13 protein-coding genes are annotated in these 16,155 nt (G+C 44.6%); 9 read left to right on the top strand and 4 right to left on the bottom strand.

The genetic code is table 11. The features are described from left to right. Window positions 1-92: 92 nt before the first annotated feature. The 3 genes from MZ182_RS10880 (at window position 93) to MZ182_RS10870 (ending at window position 3,166) form a co-directional block, all read left to right on the top strand. On the top strand, window positions 93-1,232 hold the full coding sequence (locus MZ182_RS10880; protein ID WP_014610474.1) for an S-(hydroxymethyl)glutathione dehydrogenase/class III alcohol dehydrogenase: 1,140 nt from the start codon (window positions 93-95) through the stop codon (window positions 1,230-1,232). A gap of 164 nt (window positions 1,233-1,396) precedes the next feature. After that, on the top strand, window positions 1,397-2,239 hold the full coding sequence (gene fghA, locus MZ182_RS10875; protein ID WP_248066035.1) for an S-formylglutathione hydrolase: 843 nt from the start codon (window positions 1,397-1,399) through the stop codon (window positions 2,237-2,239). Between the two features lie 201 nt (window positions 2,240-2,440). Beyond that, the gene (locus tag MZ182_RS10870) at window positions 2,441-3,166 is read left to right on the top strand and encodes a hypothetical protein (protein WP_248066032.1); all 726 of its coding nucleotides are present in this window, start codon (window positions 2,441-2,443) and stop codon (window positions 3,164-3,166) included. Window positions 3,167-3,309: 143 nt separating this feature from the next. Here MZ182_RS10870 and MZ182_RS10865 read toward each other — a convergent pair whose 3' ends face one another. Further along, window positions 3,310-4,686: an L-serine ammonia-lyase gene (locus MZ182_RS10865; protein ID WP_011789169.1), complete on the bottom strand. Its 1,377-nt coding sequence runs from the start codon at window positions 4,684-4,686 to the stop codon at window positions 3,310-3,312. A gap of 389 nt (window positions 4,687-5,075) precedes the next feature. Here MZ182_RS10865 and nagZ point away from each other — a divergent pair, with 389 nt between their 5' ends. Both nagZ and ycfP read left to right on the top strand, forming a co-directional pair. Beyond that, window positions 5,076-6,104, top strand: coding sequence for a beta-N-acetylhexosaminidase (gene nagZ / locus MZ182_RS10860; protein WP_014610476.1), 1,029 nt, complete (start codon window positions 5,076-5,078; stop codon window positions 6,102-6,104). 75 nt (window positions 6,105-6,179) lie between these two features. Next, entirely contained in the window at window positions 6,180-6,719 is a 540-nt protein-coding gene (gene ycfP, locus MZ182_RS10855; RefSeq protein ID WP_014610477.1) for an alpha/beta hydrolase YcfP, read from the top strand. Between the two features lie 632 nt (window positions 6,720-7,351). On the opposite strand, the gene MZ182_RS10850 is transcribed toward ycfP, so the two are convergent. The 3 genes from MZ182_RS10850 to MZ182_RS10840 all read right to left on the bottom strand — a co-directional run bounded on the left by MZ182_RS10850 (window position 7,352) and on the right by MZ182_RS10840 (window position 8,839). Beyond that, the gene (locus MZ182_RS10850) at window positions 7,352-7,900 is read right to left on the bottom strand and encodes a CbrC family protein (protein WP_248066030.1); all 549 of its coding nucleotides are present in this window, start codon (window positions 7,898-7,900) and stop codon (window positions 7,352-7,354) included. Between the two features lie 90 nt (window positions 7,901-7,990). Beyond that, complete coding sequence (locus MZ182_RS10845) at window positions 7,991-8,485, bottom strand: AAA family ATPase (protein ID WP_248066027.1); 495 nt, start codon at window positions 8,483-8,485, stop codon at window positions 7,991-7,993. A 93-nt stretch (window positions 8,486-8,578) separates the two neighbouring features. Next, window positions 8,579-8,839: a hypothetical protein gene (locus MZ182_RS10840; protein ID WP_248066024.1), complete on the bottom strand. Its 261-nt coding sequence runs from the start codon at window positions 8,837-8,839 to the stop codon at window positions 8,579-8,581. Between the two features lie 885 nt (window positions 8,840-9,724). Between MZ182_RS10840 and MZ182_RS10835 the strand changes: the two genes are divergently transcribed. The 4 genes from MZ182_RS10835 (at window position 9,725) to MZ182_RS10820 (ending at window position 16,086) form a co-directional block, all read left to right on the top strand. Further along, on the top strand, window positions 9,725-11,965 hold the full coding sequence (locus MZ182_RS10835) for a hypothetical protein (protein ID WP_115014972.1): 2,241 nt from the start codon (window positions 9,725-9,727) through the stop codon (window positions 11,963-11,965). Between the two features lie 9 nt (window positions 11,966-11,974). Further along, the gene (locus MZ182_RS10830) at window positions 11,975-13,675 is read left to right on the top strand and encodes a toxin-antitoxin system YwqK family antitoxin (RefSeq protein WP_248066023.1); all 1,701 of its coding nucleotides are present in this window, start codon (window positions 11,975-11,977) and stop codon (window positions 13,673-13,675) included. Window positions 13,676-13,835: 160 nt separating this feature from the next. Continuing rightward, a complete protein-coding gene (locus MZ182_RS10825; RefSeq protein ID WP_014610643.1) occupies window positions 13,836-15,209 on the top strand; it encodes an IS4-like element ISSpu9 family transposase in 1,374 nt (457 codons plus the stop codon). A gap of 601 nt (window positions 15,210-15,810) precedes the next feature. Further along, on the top strand, window positions 15,811-16,086 hold the full coding sequence (locus MZ182_RS10820) for an acylphosphatase (RefSeq protein ID WP_248066862.1): 276 nt from the start codon (window positions 15,811-15,813) through the stop codon (window positions 16,084-16,086). The last annotated feature ends 69 nt before the right edge of the window (window positions 16,087-16,155 follow it).

The following is a 16,155-nucleotide window of genomic DNA, read 5'->3' as shown; positions in this document are numbered from 1 at the left end:
TCAGTGCAATGGGCGCAAGAATTTGCTTGGCCTGAATTGAATTTATGATACACCAATGACTTACTCCTATTACCTATTCAAGGGACGTAACAATGTCGAACGAAAAACCGCAGTTTATTAAATCAAAGGCCGCTGTTGCTTGGGGGCCAGGACAACCACTTAAGATTGAAGAAGTGGATGTGATGTTACCTAAAGCGGGCGAAGTCTTAGTGCGCATTGTGGCTACGGGCGTGTGTCACACGGATGCCTTTACCCTGAGCGGTGATGATCCAGAAGGCGTATTCCCAGCGATTCTAGGCCACGAAGGCGGCGGTATCGTTGAGCAAGTGGGCGAGGGGGTGACCAGCGTACAAGTGGGCGATCATGTGATCCCACTTTATACCCCAGAGTGCGGAGAATGTAAGTTTTGTCTATCGGGCAAAACTAACCTGTGCCAAAAAATTCGCGCGACCCAAGGTAAAGGCTTAATGCCCGATGGCACCACGCGTTTTTATCTTGATGGCAAGCCTATTTTCCATTACATGGGTTGCTCGACCTTCTCTGAATATACTGTGTTGCCTGAAATCTCATTGGCTAAAGTCAATAAGAGCGCGCCATTAGAAGAAATTTGTCTGTTAGGTTGTGGCGTAACCACAGGTATGGGCGCGGTGATGAACACGGCCAAAGTGGAAGAAGGCGCGACCGTGGCGATTTTCGGCCTCGGCGGTATCGGTTTATCGGCGATTATCGGTGCCACTATGGCAAAAGCTAGCCGCATTATTGCCATTGATATCAATGAGTCTAAGTTCGAGTTAGCCAAAAAACTCGGCGCGACTGACTGCATCAATCCCAAATTGCTGGATAAGCCAATCCAAGAGGTGATCGTTGAAATGACCGATGGCGGCGTGGATTACTCCTTTGAGTGCATCGGCAATGTCAACGTGATGCGCAGCGCCTTAGAGTGTTGTCATAAGGGCTGGGGCGAGTCGGTTATTATCGGTGTTGCCGGTGCTGGACAAGAGATTTCAACCCGTCCATTCCAACTGGTGACGGGCCGCGTATGGCGCGGTTCTGCCTTTGGCGGTGTGAAAGGGCGCTCAGAGTTACCGCACATCGTTGAGCGTTACATGGCGGGTGAGTTTAAGCTTGATGATTTTATCACTCATACTATGGGACTTGAGCAAATCAATGAAGCGTTCGAGCTGATGCACCAAGGTAAGAGCATCCGTAGCGTGATCCATTTTGATAAATAAGTGTTTTTGCACACTAAACGGATGCTTCAGCTTGATGTGACTAACGGGCAGACAGGTGCAAATCTGTCTGCTGTGTTGCAAACTAAGCAGATGATAAGCGCGATAACTTATGCGAAGACAAACGCTATGACTAGCGTTAACAGATTGAGCTTAAAAGGACTTGTATGACCATAGAAAATATCAGTTGTAACAAGAGTTTTGGCGGTTGGCATAAGCAGTATCGCCATCAATCTCAGTCGTTAAACTGCGAGATGCGCTTTGCCATTTATCTGCCGCCTGAGGCGGTGAATAAACCTGTGCCTGTGCTGTATTGGCTTTCAGGTCTAACCTGTACCGATGAAAACTTTATGCAGAAGGCGGGTGCACAGCGCATGGCAGCAGTACTTGGGATGGCGATTGTCGCCCCTGATACCAGCCCTCGCGGTGACGATGTGCCCGATGCGGCGGATAAAGCTTACGATTTAGGCTTAGGCGCGGGTTTTTACCTCAATGCGACAAAAGCACCTTGGAATCGTCATTACAAAATGTACGATTACATAGTCCATGAGCTACCTACTTTGATTGAAGCACATTTTCCTGTCACTACTCAGCGCGCCATCTCCGGCCATTCGATGGGCGGTCATGGTGCTTTGGTGATTGGTCTGAGTAATCCGCACAGATATAGCTCAATTTCGGCTTTTAGCCCGATTTCGAATCCGAGTAATGCACCTTGGGGTATTAAAGCCTTTAGCGAGTACTTAGGTGAGAATCGTGAACATTGGCGCCAGTATGATGCCTGCGAGTTGCTTAAGCTCGCGATTAGCGAAGTGCCAGTACTGATTGACCAAGGTGAAGCTGACAGCTTTTTAGACACCCAATTGATGCCACAATCGCTGGTGGATATCGCCCATGCCAAGGGTTATCCCTTGGATGTGCGGATGCAAGCGGGGTACGATCACAGCTACTACTTTATAGCGAGCTTTATTGAAGATCACCTTAAGTTCCATAGCTTGTACTTTAAGCCTTAAACCCATTTAAAATATTGATACAAAAGGCGCAGTGATATTGTTTTATCACTGCGCCTTTTGTTTACCCAATACTGTCTCTTGGTCGTTTGATAGCTTAGAAATATGTCACGCCTGCACATTAATTTGGTTGAATAAAACATTTATCAACAGTAAGTTAGTATTCAATATTTAGGGATTTGAAACGTATTTAAAGGAGATTTGATGAGGATCGTTAAACTTGCCATGTTAGGCGCATTGTTGATATTAGGGGGATGTGCATCGTACACCACCCCAGGTGGTAGTGTGCAGCTGAGTTCGTTAGCTGAATCGGATATCAACTTACTTATGTCCAAAGAGCCTGCTGCGGTGTTTCCTGCAAATCTTTCGGTAGCGCGTATTCAAGCTCCCGGTTATTTATCCTATCGAGTAAGCAGTTTTGGTACAGGTCGTTATAGCGTGGTGACGACCCGCGAAGTTGAGACGGAAGCTGACTTTGCTCGGTTAGCTAAAATGCCACAAGTGTCAGGTATTGCGCCATTAAATCGCATTTTACTCCCAGAGAATTTGGACTCGATAAAATCCTTACGAGAAGCTGCTGCGAGATTAAAAGCGGATATCTTACTTATCTATACCTTCGATACTTCATTCCATGCGGGTGAACAACAGTTTGCTCCACTCAATGTGGTGTCTTTGGGTTTCTTAAAGAATAAAGAGATCAGTGTAACGACGACTGTTTCTGCTGCATTTTTTGATGTTCGGACTGAATATCTTTATGGACTTGCCGAATCTACCGCGAAAGAGACGGGAAATGCTAGCGTATGGGGAACGTCTGAAGCGGTAGATGATTTGCGGGTGATTACCGAAAAAACGGCATTTACGCGGTTAATCCCTGAAATAGAAAAAGCTTGGGCGGGTATTATTTCGCAGTATTCCCTGAAAAAATCTTAGTTACGCCAGTTGCCTAACATCTACCATCGATAGCGATTTAGGAGGCAAGTGCTAGCTAAAAAAAAATGCCGCAACTCACTGAGTTGCGGCATTTTTCATGGTGCGATTTAAGCGATTAACGAGAGTGAACTAACACTCAGCACTTAGCACTCAACAATGTTGACCGCTAAACCACCTTTGGCGGTTTCTTTGTATTTACTGCGCATATCTTTGCCAGTGTCCATCATGGTTTTGATCACTTTATCCAGTGAAACCTTATGGTTACCGTCGCCGCGTAGGGCCATACGAGAAGCGTTAATCGCTTTGATCGCGCCCATGGCATTACGTTCGATACAAGGCACTTGCACTAGGCCGCCCACAGGATCGCAGGTTAAACCTAAGTTATGTTCCATGCCGATTTCAGCCGCGTTTTCAACGTGCTCAACCGTACCGCCCATGATCTCTGTCAGAGCGCCAGCGGCCATAGAACAGGCCACGCCCACTTCACCTTGGCAACCGACTTCGGCGCCCGAAATTGAGGCATTTTTCTTGTACAAAATACCAATCGCAGCGGCAGTTAATAGATAACGAGCGCAGACATCGATATCCACTTCTTGTACGAAGGTATCGTAATAGCATAAAACGGCAGGAATAATTCCCGCAGCACCGTTTGTTGGCGCAGTAACAACGCGATCACCTGCGGCATTTTGCTCGTTGACCGACAGGGCGAATAAATCGACCCAATCCATAGCGGTTAATGGATCGACATTGTTACGGCCTTCGGCTTTCAAACGACGGTACAGTGCAGGAGCACGACGACGCAGTTTTAGGCCACCAGGTAAAATGCCTTCCTTCTGATAACCGCGCTCGATACAGGTTTTCATCGTCTGCCAAATATTCCACAGCTTGGCTTTGACTTCCTCTTCAGAGGCTAAACTCAGTTCGTTCGCCATCATCAAAGAAGAAATGCTGAGACCTTGCTCTCCACATAATTTCAGTAAGTGAGCCGCGCTCACAAAATCAAAAGGTGCCGATTCAATTTGTGAGGCTGGTGAGGCATTACGTTGGCTAATTTCATCTTCATCTAGGATAAAGCCGCCACCCACTGAGTAGTAAGTGCGCTCATATATGCATTTATCTTCGCTATAGGCGTATAGGGTCATGGCATTGGCGTGGGCTGGAAGCGTTTTGCGTCTATGGTAAATGATGCCATTTTCACGGGTAAATTTAACCACTTTGCCACAGTGCAGCGTTAAGGTTTCATCCTTGGAGACGTGTTCTAAAATGCCATCGATACTGTCGGTATCGACGGTTTCAGGATCTTCGCCCATTAAGCCTAAAATCACTGCTTTGCCCGTGCCGTGCCCTTTGCCTGTTTGGCCGAGGGAGCCAAATAGTTCAGCTCTTAGTTCATCCACTTGGGCCATGAGTCCAGAGTCTGCAAGGTTTTGCATAAAAATTTTGCCCGCTTTCATCGGGCCGACAGTATGTGAGCTCGACGGGCCAATGCCGATCTTGAACATATCAAATACGCTAATCATGATAGAAGTCCTGTTGTGTCTCGATTTTTATTCTAGTCTGAATGCACTGGATTGCCCGCGGTATGACACCTTAAGTACGCTTATCTTTCTTGCGTAGGTTCAGGCAATCTGCTCGCATCTTCCATGCTAAATCTGCTTGTGTAATACTCTTGCCATCAGTATCCCATAGATTAGCGTGACAATTCACATTAGTTTTTTTGATTTAAAATACTTCGGATAAGCTGAGCTTAACTGTCAAACAGAGCTAGGCTAATTTATGGGCAGAATTAAGGGTTTTTATGGTGCTCGTACGGTGAATGGTTCGCTTTTTTCTGATTTTATGTGAACCATGTAGCCACTCTACACTGTGGTTATTTTTTGAGTATTAATGAATATTTTTAGGGATAAGTATGAGTTATTTGATGTTGGATTTGCTGTCTGTAGATGTCAGTGAGGCAGAAGCTGAAATGTTACGCCATCCACAGGTGGGTGGTTTAATTTTATTTTCCCGTAATTTTTCGAGTCGTGATCAGTTAATCCGTCTGGTACAACAGATACGCCAAATTCGCCCAGAAATTCTGATCGCGGTCGATCATGAAGGTGGTCGGGTGCAGCGTTTTCGAGATGGGTTTACTCTTATTCCTGCAATGGGGGATATTTTACCCGCGGCGAAAGGTGATATGACGTTAGCTAAGCGTTGGGCCTGTGAGTTAGGATTTTTAATGGCAATAGAATTGCTGGCCTGTGATATCGATTTAAGCTTTGCACCTGTACTTGATCTTAATGGCATTAGTGAAGTGATCGGTAAACGAAGCTTTAGTGCGGATCCTAGCGAGGTTATCGCACTGGCAGATAGTTTTATTGACGGGATGGCTCAGGCGGGAATGGGCGCAGTAGGTAAACATTTTCCCGGCCATGGCAGTGTGGCGGCGGATTCTCATATTGCCCAGCCTATTGATGAGCGTGATGCGAAGGCCATATTTGCTAAGGATATTTTGCCCTTTAAGGAATTGATTGCTAAGGGGCAATTATCGGGCATTATGCCTGCCCATGTGATTTATTCTAAAGTCGATCCTCATCCAGCGGGATTTTCACATTATTGGCTTAAGCAAGTGTTGCGTCAGGAACTTGGTTTTACTGGGGTGATTTTCTCCGATGATTTAGGGATGAAGGGCGCTGCATTTGCAGGGGATTATCGCGCTCGAGCCCAAGCGGCCCTTGATGCAGGGTGCGATATGATCTTAGTCTGTAATGATAATCCGGGTGTTATGTCGTTGCTTGATGGCTTTAGTTGGCCTGAAAATGCACCGTTACATCCTGCAAGTTTGTTAAAACCCAATGTTAATCAAACTTCACTGGCACTAGAAAATCTGGCTCGTTGGGAAAATGCAAAACAATTGGCGGAACAAATTTGTTTGGCACAAAAGGCAAAAGTTTGATGTAGCGCAAAGTATGAGTTCACTCTTTTGCTAGGGTTAGTTAATTCACTGTTAAAAATGGTTAAAGGCCTTGATATGATTTTCTATCTGCATGGATTTGATGCGACTAGCCCAGGTAACCATGAAAAAATGCGGCAGTTACAATTTATTGACCCTGATGTGCGTTTGTTAAGTTATAGCACCTTGCACCCTAAGCACGACATGCAGCATTTGCTCAAGGAAGTCGCTAAGCAAATGCAGCATACCGACGACCCCGCGCCTTTGATGGTTGGCGTTGGGCTAGGCGCTTATTGGGCCGAACGAATTGGATTTTTAAATGGCTTAAAGTCTGTCTTGATTAATCCTAACTTACACCCTGAAAATAATATGCAGGGCAAGATTGACCGCCCAGAAGAATATGCCGATATTGCGAGTAAGTGTGTTTCTGAATTTAGATTGAAAAATACTCACAGAGCGATGTGTATTTTTTCGGTGAATGATGACGTTTTAGATTGTAAGGCAAACGCCCAAGAATTAAGTGAATATTATGCGATTGAATGGGATGACGTTCAGCCCCACAAATTTCCCCAACTCGCCGCACATCTCCCCAAAATAAAAGCCTTTAAGTTGGCTTGATTTATATCGATTATATAAAAGTATCACTCCTCTTTTTATATTGAAGAGGGGAGTGGATTTATCTTATCGGCTATTTAACCTTATGTTTCGGCTTTCATACTTCATGTGGCGCACATTGCGACTCTGAATATGAGTGTGGCTATGGGTATATATTTCAGTAGGGCATATTGAGGGCTCTAGATTATAAAATCGACAGTATTGGTTTTGGACTTAAATGTGTAGGAAAGTAGTCTCGGATGGCTGCGACTTTTGTTTTTGGTTTTAGGGATTTAGTGTTGGCTGGTATCTACGTATATAGGCTTACCATGGCATTGACTCACCGACACGGTGAATAGAAATCTAGGGTTTCTAAGCTTATGAGCGAGAGCCATAGACGGTGAACTGGCAGTTAAACAAGGATGTTGTTCAAGTCCGTCCTGCTCGACCGCCCCATCTGATGTGAAAGGATTCACAAATGCCGCGATGGCATGGACGCCAATGAGCGGCCATGGGGCGGACGGTCGTCTCGCCAATCACCCTAGCTCACCGTTTTGGCTTTAGCGTAACCTGTAGATTTAAAAACATACGTAACGCACTTTTGGACAATTCCGAGTTAGACCATTAGCTCAAATTAGTAAGTTTCAAATTATATTCTAGTCTGGATCTACTTGAAGCATTATTTCGCCACATTTCAAACAAACAAATTTGAAAAAATAGTGAAGTTCCTCTTCAGGATTGCCGTTTTGACATGATCGTAATTCGCCTTCGTCCATCCAGGTGGTTTTATACAGGCGCTCCTCTTCCTCTTTTGAGATCTTCTGTATATCGCCGATAGTGGCGACTCCATGGAACACGCAAAAATCTTCGCAATGATTTGGCCATTCAATTTCTTGATAGCTAGAGAACCCAGGGGTACGATAAAGCAGTTCTTCAAAGGCGCTGTCCGGGCAATTAATAGATATCGGATTTTTAGGATCAATTACCGCTGGCATAATTGACGAAAATTCAATTTCAAACTTTTCCCTGGCTTCGCCGTTAGCAATACACCAAGGGCATATGTACTCGGGTCTATGCCTTGTATACATCGACCCCTTATATATAAACCCTCTTTTCTTGTTGCAGCATTTACAAACTTCTCCACTTTTGACAATGCTGCCTGTATTTATAGGATTTGGATGGTATTTAAACTTTGGAAGCTCCATAGTTCTCCTTGGGAATATCGCCCGCAGCACGCGCGGCTTTGTAGTGGAGGCGGAGCCGCAGCGAAAAAGCCGTCGTCGTGCCTGCGATTGTTATGCATTTTCCGCAATTACGATTGTGTTGAACCCTTCATCAGATGTGGGGGCAACAAAGTACTTGGTAACCAGCTCAAACATCTCTTGCGTATCAGTTGTCGCTCTCTCTGGCTGTTCTATCCGCCTTTTTGCGATTTGCTCCAAGCAAGTCTCATTTGGCTGATCGATGTAAAATAATTCATGTGGGGCTTGGATCTCTGAGTAAATACTTTTAAACCATTCTCGTTGCTGAATTGTATTGGCTGGAAAATCCATTACCACGTTAGCTCCAGACACCAAGATCGATTGAACAAGCTTCTTCATTTGAGGCTTAAGCCGACCAGAATATTCAACGTAATCATCCAATGTCTTGATGCTATTCGGATACAGTGATGAAAGCCACTCGTCTTCTGAAAGCAGTACGGCGTTTCGCTCTTGGGAGATTTCACGAGACTTTGTAGTTTTCCCTGATCCCATTTTTCCACAGTAAAACGTCAGTACTCCTTTGTTCATTTCTTACCTCGTATTGCATAACGCCGCTAGCACGCGCGACTTTGTAGTGAAGGCGAAGCCGCAACGAAAAAGCCGTCGCCGTGCCTGGCCTTGTTAACTGTAATTGGCAACCAACTTCTTACATTCATCAATAATTTCCTGAATACAAGCTTCCGCCGTAATGCCAATATTTTCGTGGTCATATTGTTCATGAGATAGAAGGCCAAACGCTGACAGTTCTTTTGGCCAATCGAGATCTCTATTAATTTCGCCGAGCTTGGAACATCCTGCATTAGGATCTGTATCACCCGCAATGATGCTCTTCGCGATTTCAACGGCGTTTAACATCATTTCTTTCTCATCAGATTCTTTCATTGCTCGTTTCTACAGTTAACATTTTATTAGTGCGCATGCGCGTTTACCTCGTTGGACCAGTTAAAACGCGCACAGTTAACTACCTGTATGCAAAGAACTTATCAGCTTTCTATCAAATACACCATCTGGAAAAACGCGCATGCGCGTTTTCCAAATCTATTAACTAATTTTGGAAAAGTATATATAAATGATTTTAAAGAGTTTTGTTAATTTTAGGCTGGAAAAACGCGCAAACTAATGAGTGTAAAAACACTCAAAAACATCTAAATTTAAATATGACTGTATACCCATCCAGTTCCGCTTATTCATGAAGACTCACTAAAAATAAGGTTCATCGATAAGAACTGTTAGGGCAAATAGTTCGTCAATTTTCGATTCACTAAATAAATGCTAGCAAACTTTGGGGCAAAGCTGTTTAGGGCTGATTTGTGTATTAATAACTTAGTTAAGATTGGCTTTGTTACAACAGTGACCGTTGGCGACATGACCGCTCTTTCACATCTGATCCATAGGGATATGGGAAATGTCACTATGATGTCGGGAACATCATTGATCATGTGAACGCGGCATTTACACTTGTGCTGCAGATGTCACCGTTGAGCCTATAGGGATACTTCTTATTAAATAAAATAATCGGCGAGTTACTGGTAAACAATGACAATTAATGCCGCAGATCTAGCTTTGTGCATTAGTTCTTTATGCGGGAATTCGTCATTAAGAATTTGCCTAAGATTGGCATTGCAGTAGCTGTGACTATCTAAAAAGGATGTTTTAGTAGCGTACTCGTATGTTGTGCAGAACAGGCATAAATAGCCAAAGCATTTTATTTACTGGGCACGAAAGGGCATAATGCGGCGCTTACTATTTGAGATACAAGGAATAACCATGAAGTACTTGGTTAGCGTAGTTGCATGCTGTTTATTATCGGCCTGTTCTTTTGGGGATGCTGATGTTGAGTTTACACCTGAAAAAGGGGAAGAACGCTCGTATCAGCTTTATAGCACCAGCAAGATCACTGTAGATAATGGTCGGCGTACCGAAACGGTTAACACCAGCTCACATCAATTGTTGCGTTATAAGGTCCTCGAAACAGGCAAAAACAGCCAGTTTCAAGTACATGTCGATTATATGAACATGCGCGATGGTCAAGGAAGTGGTGTCAGCAGTGGCCAACGAGCCGATCGTAATCCAGAAATGCACGCTATTTTCTCGCAAGGATTTGAATTTACGTTAAATCTAGACAATGGCAGCGTTAAAGAATTTAGCGCACTAAACAAATCGGTATGGCAAGCGCAGTTGGCTGAGCGCGGTGCAGAGCTTGAGCAGGAACTGAAAAAGCTCTTTAGTTCATCGGCCTTTCTAAGTTCTATACCCGCTAAAACAGGGGCGGTTGTTGCGCTTCCTGCCTATCAAGGCCACGCCAATGCCAAGCTTACCGTACTACAAGTCACAGACTCGCATGTGTTAGCCAAAGTTGAAAGTGACAGTGAGCAAGCCAAAATATACGGTCAGTTGATGTTAGAGCGTGAGCGGGGTTGGTTAGCGCAGTTAGCCTTAGTCGCGGAAGCGCCGTTTGAGCGCTACGGCTATAAAGGCACAGTGCGCAGCAATGTCATTATGTTGCCGCAGCAGCGCCAGCTGGGTGATCTAACGCAGCGTTTGGGTTTTGATTATGATTTCCCTGCCTTTGAGTATCCAAAACAGCCTGACATTGTGCTGGATGACGTTAATAAAGCTTTAACCCAAGATGTCGTATTTGCCTATGATGCGGGTTACTTTTACCAGCAAGATGACTTGTTGAATCTAACTTATCAACATGATTTTTCAGGTTATAAACCCGAAGGTGGGTTTAGTTTAACCGATATCACGGCACACAGTGCGGATGGCACAGTGCTGCCGCTGCAACTGAGTAAGGTGGGCAGTTACAGTTATCCAGAGCAGGATGGTTTTTATCAATCCGTTCAGCAAAATCTGCTTATCGGCTGGAATGCGCCGAATGAACTCTTAACGCAGGTTACTGAGTTTCGCGCAAAAGCCCATTATCATGGCGCAAAACTGGTAAAACTTAACCTGACACCCGATCCCAGCAAAACCGTGACCTTGCAGTATGAAGACTTACAACTGGAACTCTCGCCGCTCCCCGACAAGCCGTTCAGTTATTTATTGAAATCGCGAGGTTCTGACAAATCTTGGTTATATAGGCATTATGATGGTGCCGAAGGCGCTATGGTGCAGTATCTTTCACCGCCGCCCACTGGACCGGATTGGTTAACTTCAGCAGAGCAAAATATGTTGGCGCTGGTGTCATTTGACCAATATGAAACGACCACGCAGTTTACCTTTACCGCTGTGCCGCCAACGCTGACACTCTATGTGAATACTGCGGCTGACAGCGGCGAACTGACTAAAAATATTCGTTTTATTCCGACCTTAGATTACGCGCAAAATGTGGCGTATCCACCAGTCCAGCAACAACTGCTTTACCGTGATGATATGTATGCGGCTTATGATAATCAGCCGCAAGCTATCACACCTGTCGATATCGCCTTACTTGAGCCGCAAATCGTGGCTAAGTACGGTGTCAGCTTGTTGTTAACCTCAGAGCAGGCAGCGGTGTGTACGCTCAGTGTTGTGGATGCACCTAAGGTAAACGGGCACACACTGCAATGGACAAATATAAGCTCTAACACTAATTCGGGTTTCGGTGGTGGGTTGGATAAGTCTGTACTGTACCAATTGAGTAGCGCCGATGGGATCCGCCGCAATTTTTACGATATCAATGTCAGCAGCACCTTGGCCTGTAAAGGTACGCCTCAATGGCAAGCGCTAGTGTATCAACCCGAGCAAAGCTGGTTGATTGATATCACGCAATTGCCGAATGTTGATACCCGTCAAACTGTGGCCGATTTTATGCGCCGTTATCGTTTTTTAAATGCGCAGAATGTACCGCTAGCTCCTGCTATTCAAGATGAGAGCGATGATTTTTATCAGCGTCCGTTGCAGCAAGTATTACGTGAGGAGCGCTGGTTTGTACTGGCGGGGCGTGCAGCCGCGATAGAGTATTTGACGATAAGCGGCGAACCCGTCAATAAACAGTGGGTTAACACTTTCCCACCGTTACCTTAAGGAGGTGATATGAGAGTTTTATTACTATTATCAGTACTCTTGATGTCATTTAATCTGTCAGCGGAGCGGATCTTACTCGACGAACTATGGCGGGTTAGCGATGTGCCGGGCGAAGCTATCTATTATCAGGAGCAAGCGGCAACAGAGCAAAATGGCGTGTTGCCAGTGCAGCTATTTTATCTGGAGACGGATAAGCCGGTTTTTAAGGGTAGCGTTAAAGGACCTAATTTAGCCGAGAGTTATCTTGTCGGTGATTTCGAGTTCTTCTATCCCGACGGTCAACTGTCTCGCAAAGGCAGTGGCGATGCACAAGGGCGTTATCAGGGAACACATTTGCATTACTGGGAAGATGGAACGCTCTCGGGAGAGTACCACTACCTGAATGGCCAGTTGCATGGTGAGCAGAAAAGTTACCATACCAATGGCCAATTACGAGATCATCAGCATCGCGTGAATGGGGCTGAATTAGGTTTATCGCAAAGTTATTTTGACAATGGCCAGTTGCAAACACGGGTAACCTATGGTGCTAACGGTATGGAAGGGCTTTATGAAAGCTTTCATTCCAATGGTCAGCCAGAACAAACCGTGAATATGGTGGCAGGAAAAAGAGAAGGTGAGCGACTGTATTGGACAAAGGAAGGCTGGTTATTCACCAAAGAGTTTTACATTAAGGGGAAATTACACGGTGAAGTGTTGATTTATCAGGCCGCAGATGTGCTACGAGAAATTAAACACTATCAGCATGATAAGCAGGTGGGAAACCAGCAGCGTTTTGATCAACTAGGGCAGTTAGCAGCGCAACAATTGTACGATAAGGATGGCCGTGAAATTCAAAATATTACCTACGATGATACTGGTAAAGTAGTAAGCCAGAACGACACGCAACACCTCGCTAAAGGTCGGATGACTACTGAAAAACGCTTCGATGCAACAGGAGTATTAACCTATCAATATCAGTATGATACTGTCAAAGATTGGAGCCTACGTCAGCGTTTTACTGCAACCGGTGAATTGATTGGACGCGAAGAACAACTCGAGGGGCACTACGAAGGTTTGTATATCGGTGATGGCTGGAATGGCTATATCAGACGGATAAACTACCGCAAAGGTAAAATGCACGGTGCATATCGCGAAGATAATGCCGTAGTTGGTGGGTTTGTCACTGGGCAATATCACTTAGGCGTAAAGGTTGGTAAGTGGGTGACCCAAAACGCTGATACGACCCGTAATGAGCAGTTTAACCAACAAGGCCAGCTTAATGGTGAACAGAGCGAAATCGCCACAGACGGCACGGTAATGCATCAAGCGTTTTATAAAAACGAAAAGTTACATGGCGCGTATCTACAGCGTGGCTTTGATAAACAATTGCAGGCCCAAGGTCAATATGTTAATGGTCAGCGCGAAGGCCAATGGCTGCTACAAGATGAAAGCAGCTACAGCATGGTTAAGCTATGGCATGGCAACTATAAGGCAGGACACGAAGTAGGGAACTGGCAGGCCTTTTCCGCTAACGGCCATTTATTAGGCCAGATGCAATATGATAAGAAAGGTCAATTGCAAGGTAAAAGCTACAGCTTTAACGAAGATGGTAGCCTACTGCAAAGTGATGAGTATCTTGATAATCAACTGCACGGCAGGTTGGTGTACTACGTTAATGGTGAACCGTCATCCGAATATCGCTATCAAAATGGTCAGATGATAAGCGAGTAGCACGTTATCGCTTAATCAGGTGAGTGCGTAATAAAGCAAAAACCGGCGGATGAGCCTGTCTTTTATACAGAAGTCCCTCATATGATATGAGGGATTTTTTTTGAACTAAATTCTTGGCTCACGATCAGATCTTTAACGGCTTTAATTGAGGCTCCCTGAGATGATAAAAAGCAATAATGATTGGGCTGAAGAACAATTTGGTCATGCTAAACTTGGTGACCCAAGAAGAACGGCTAGGCTCGTAAAAATGGCGTCAGACTTAGCTCAGCATCCCGGTAAGTCGGTAGTAAAATCGTCACCTTCACCAGCAAGTATGGAGGGCGCTTACCGGTTTATTCGAAACGATAATGTATCAGCAGACGATATTGCTGAAGCCGGTTTTCGTGCGACAGTCAATCAAGCCCACCGTTACCCCCTCCTTCTCGCTATTGAAGATACAACCACCTTAAGCTACAAGCATCGCTCTATTCGAGCGGACTTAGGACATGTGAACCAAGGTAATCGTTATCGAGGTCTGCTTGCCCATAGTATTTTGTTGTTTGCTCCTGAAACTCTTGACGTTGTTGGATTGATTGAACAACACAGATGGACCAGAGACATCAAGACTCGAGGTATCCGCCGTGAGAATTTAAAACGACCTTACGAAGAAAAAGAAGGTTATAAATGGGAAAGTGCATCACGTAATATGGCTGCACGTCTAGGAACCGCGATGGCTAACGTGATATCGGTTTGTGATCGTGAAGCCGACATCTACGATTATCTCCTTTACAAGATAGCGAACCAACAACGTTTTGTTGTGCGGTCAATGATGAGTCGTCATATAGAAGAAGGTTCAGATAAGCTTTATCATTTTGCATCAGAGCTTAACAGTGTGAAACAACGCCAAATCCAGATAGCTCAAAGGGGCGGTCGTAAAGCTCGAGAAGTCACGCTGGATGTTAAATATGCGGCAGTAACGTTAAAAACCCCGGCTAACAAAAAAGGCTCCCCCATTTCTCTGAACTATGTGGGTTGCTCCGAAGTCGGTGATGAAGAGAAGACGCTCAATTGGCATATTCTGACCAATGAGCCAGTAAACAGTGCCGAAGATGCTTTAAAAATTATCGGTTATTACGAGAAGCGCTGGCTGATTGAGGAGTATCATAAGGTCTGGAAAAGTGAAGGGACCGGAGTTGAAGACCTTCGAGTACAGAGCAAAGATAACTTAGATAGATTAGCGACTATTTATGCCTTTTTAGCGGTAAGGATCTTCCAATTGAAATTTGCCAATGAGCAAATCGAAGACATTAGCAGTGAGAAAATCTTGTCACCAAGAGCGTGGAAGTTACTTTGGCTTAAAAGAATAAAGACGCCACCTCCAGAGGAAGTACCCACTGCAAAATGGGCATATGAGCACCTGGCAAGGCTTGGTGGTTGGAAAGACAGTAAAAGAAATGGAAGAGCATCAGTAAAGACGCTCTGGGAAGGATGGCTCAAATTGCAAGCAATCCTTGAGGGTTACGAACTTGCTCTGTCTCTTGAACAGGACTTGTGATCAAGAGACAGGCGGATGAGCCGGTTTTCTGCTTTTGCCATTTGCATATCCTTTGCTGGAATTACGTTAACTTTTTTGCTATGTACGCCGATCGTGATTGAAGTGGAATAGCGACATTTCAATTACCAACCCCTTTGTTTCGTCATCATTAGCCTACCAGATAAACACTATCTCACCTTTAATACGATTGGTATAAGCATCAAAATAGTCTGATGCTTACTGTGATCACATGGGTGTTTTCAAATATGAACAATATAGACAGAAGCCTAAGATGATTTTCAACTAAAAGTATTATATTCCCTAAAGGTGGATAGTTTTATTTTTCAAACTCTTGAAAATAATTATTTATTGTGTAGAGTAGCGATTCTCGCTATTTTGTAACAAAATGATACAAAGTCGCTGCTTTATTTGTCCATTTATTGGATATCCCTTTGCGTATGTCGCCCGACACAGCTAACTGCAGTTTTGTTAGCTGTTTTTTTGCGTAAATTCAAATATTGTTTGTTTTTTGCTCTATAGATCCATAGGTTAACACTTAGCCTTCGGATAATTGCGGCTATGCTTAATTCAATAACAGGCTTGTGTGCAAAAGGGGCGTGAGATGAAGCGTGTATTAATTAATTTGACGGGTAAAGTACAAGCTGTGGGTTGTCGTCATGCAACGCTGACTAAAGCCAGAGCCTTAGGTGTAACGGGATATGTAACGAATTGTCGTGATGGTAGTGTCGAAGTGTTAGCGCAGGGCAGTGATATTGCGGTGAATAATTTGATTGCTTGGTGCGAGGTGGGTGTACCTTGTACCGAGGGATTAACTGTGACTGTGGGAGAAGACGAGGGCGATGATATTTACCTCGACTTCTCCATTGTACAGTCTTAAATAACAGTGCAGTGTTAAGTCAAAAAATGAAGCATTAATTTTGGCGCACTGATTTGACTTTCGTTTTTG

It is taken from the genome of Shewanella sp. JNE2 (genome assembly GCF_023159115.1).
Taxonomy (GTDB): domain Bacteria; phylum Pseudomonadota; class Gammaproteobacteria; order Enterobacterales; family Shewanellaceae; genus Shewanella; species Shewanella putrefaciens.
The sequence above is the reverse complement of the archived record's forward strand: the minus strand, read 5'-3'. Positions and strand labels throughout refer to the sequence as shown.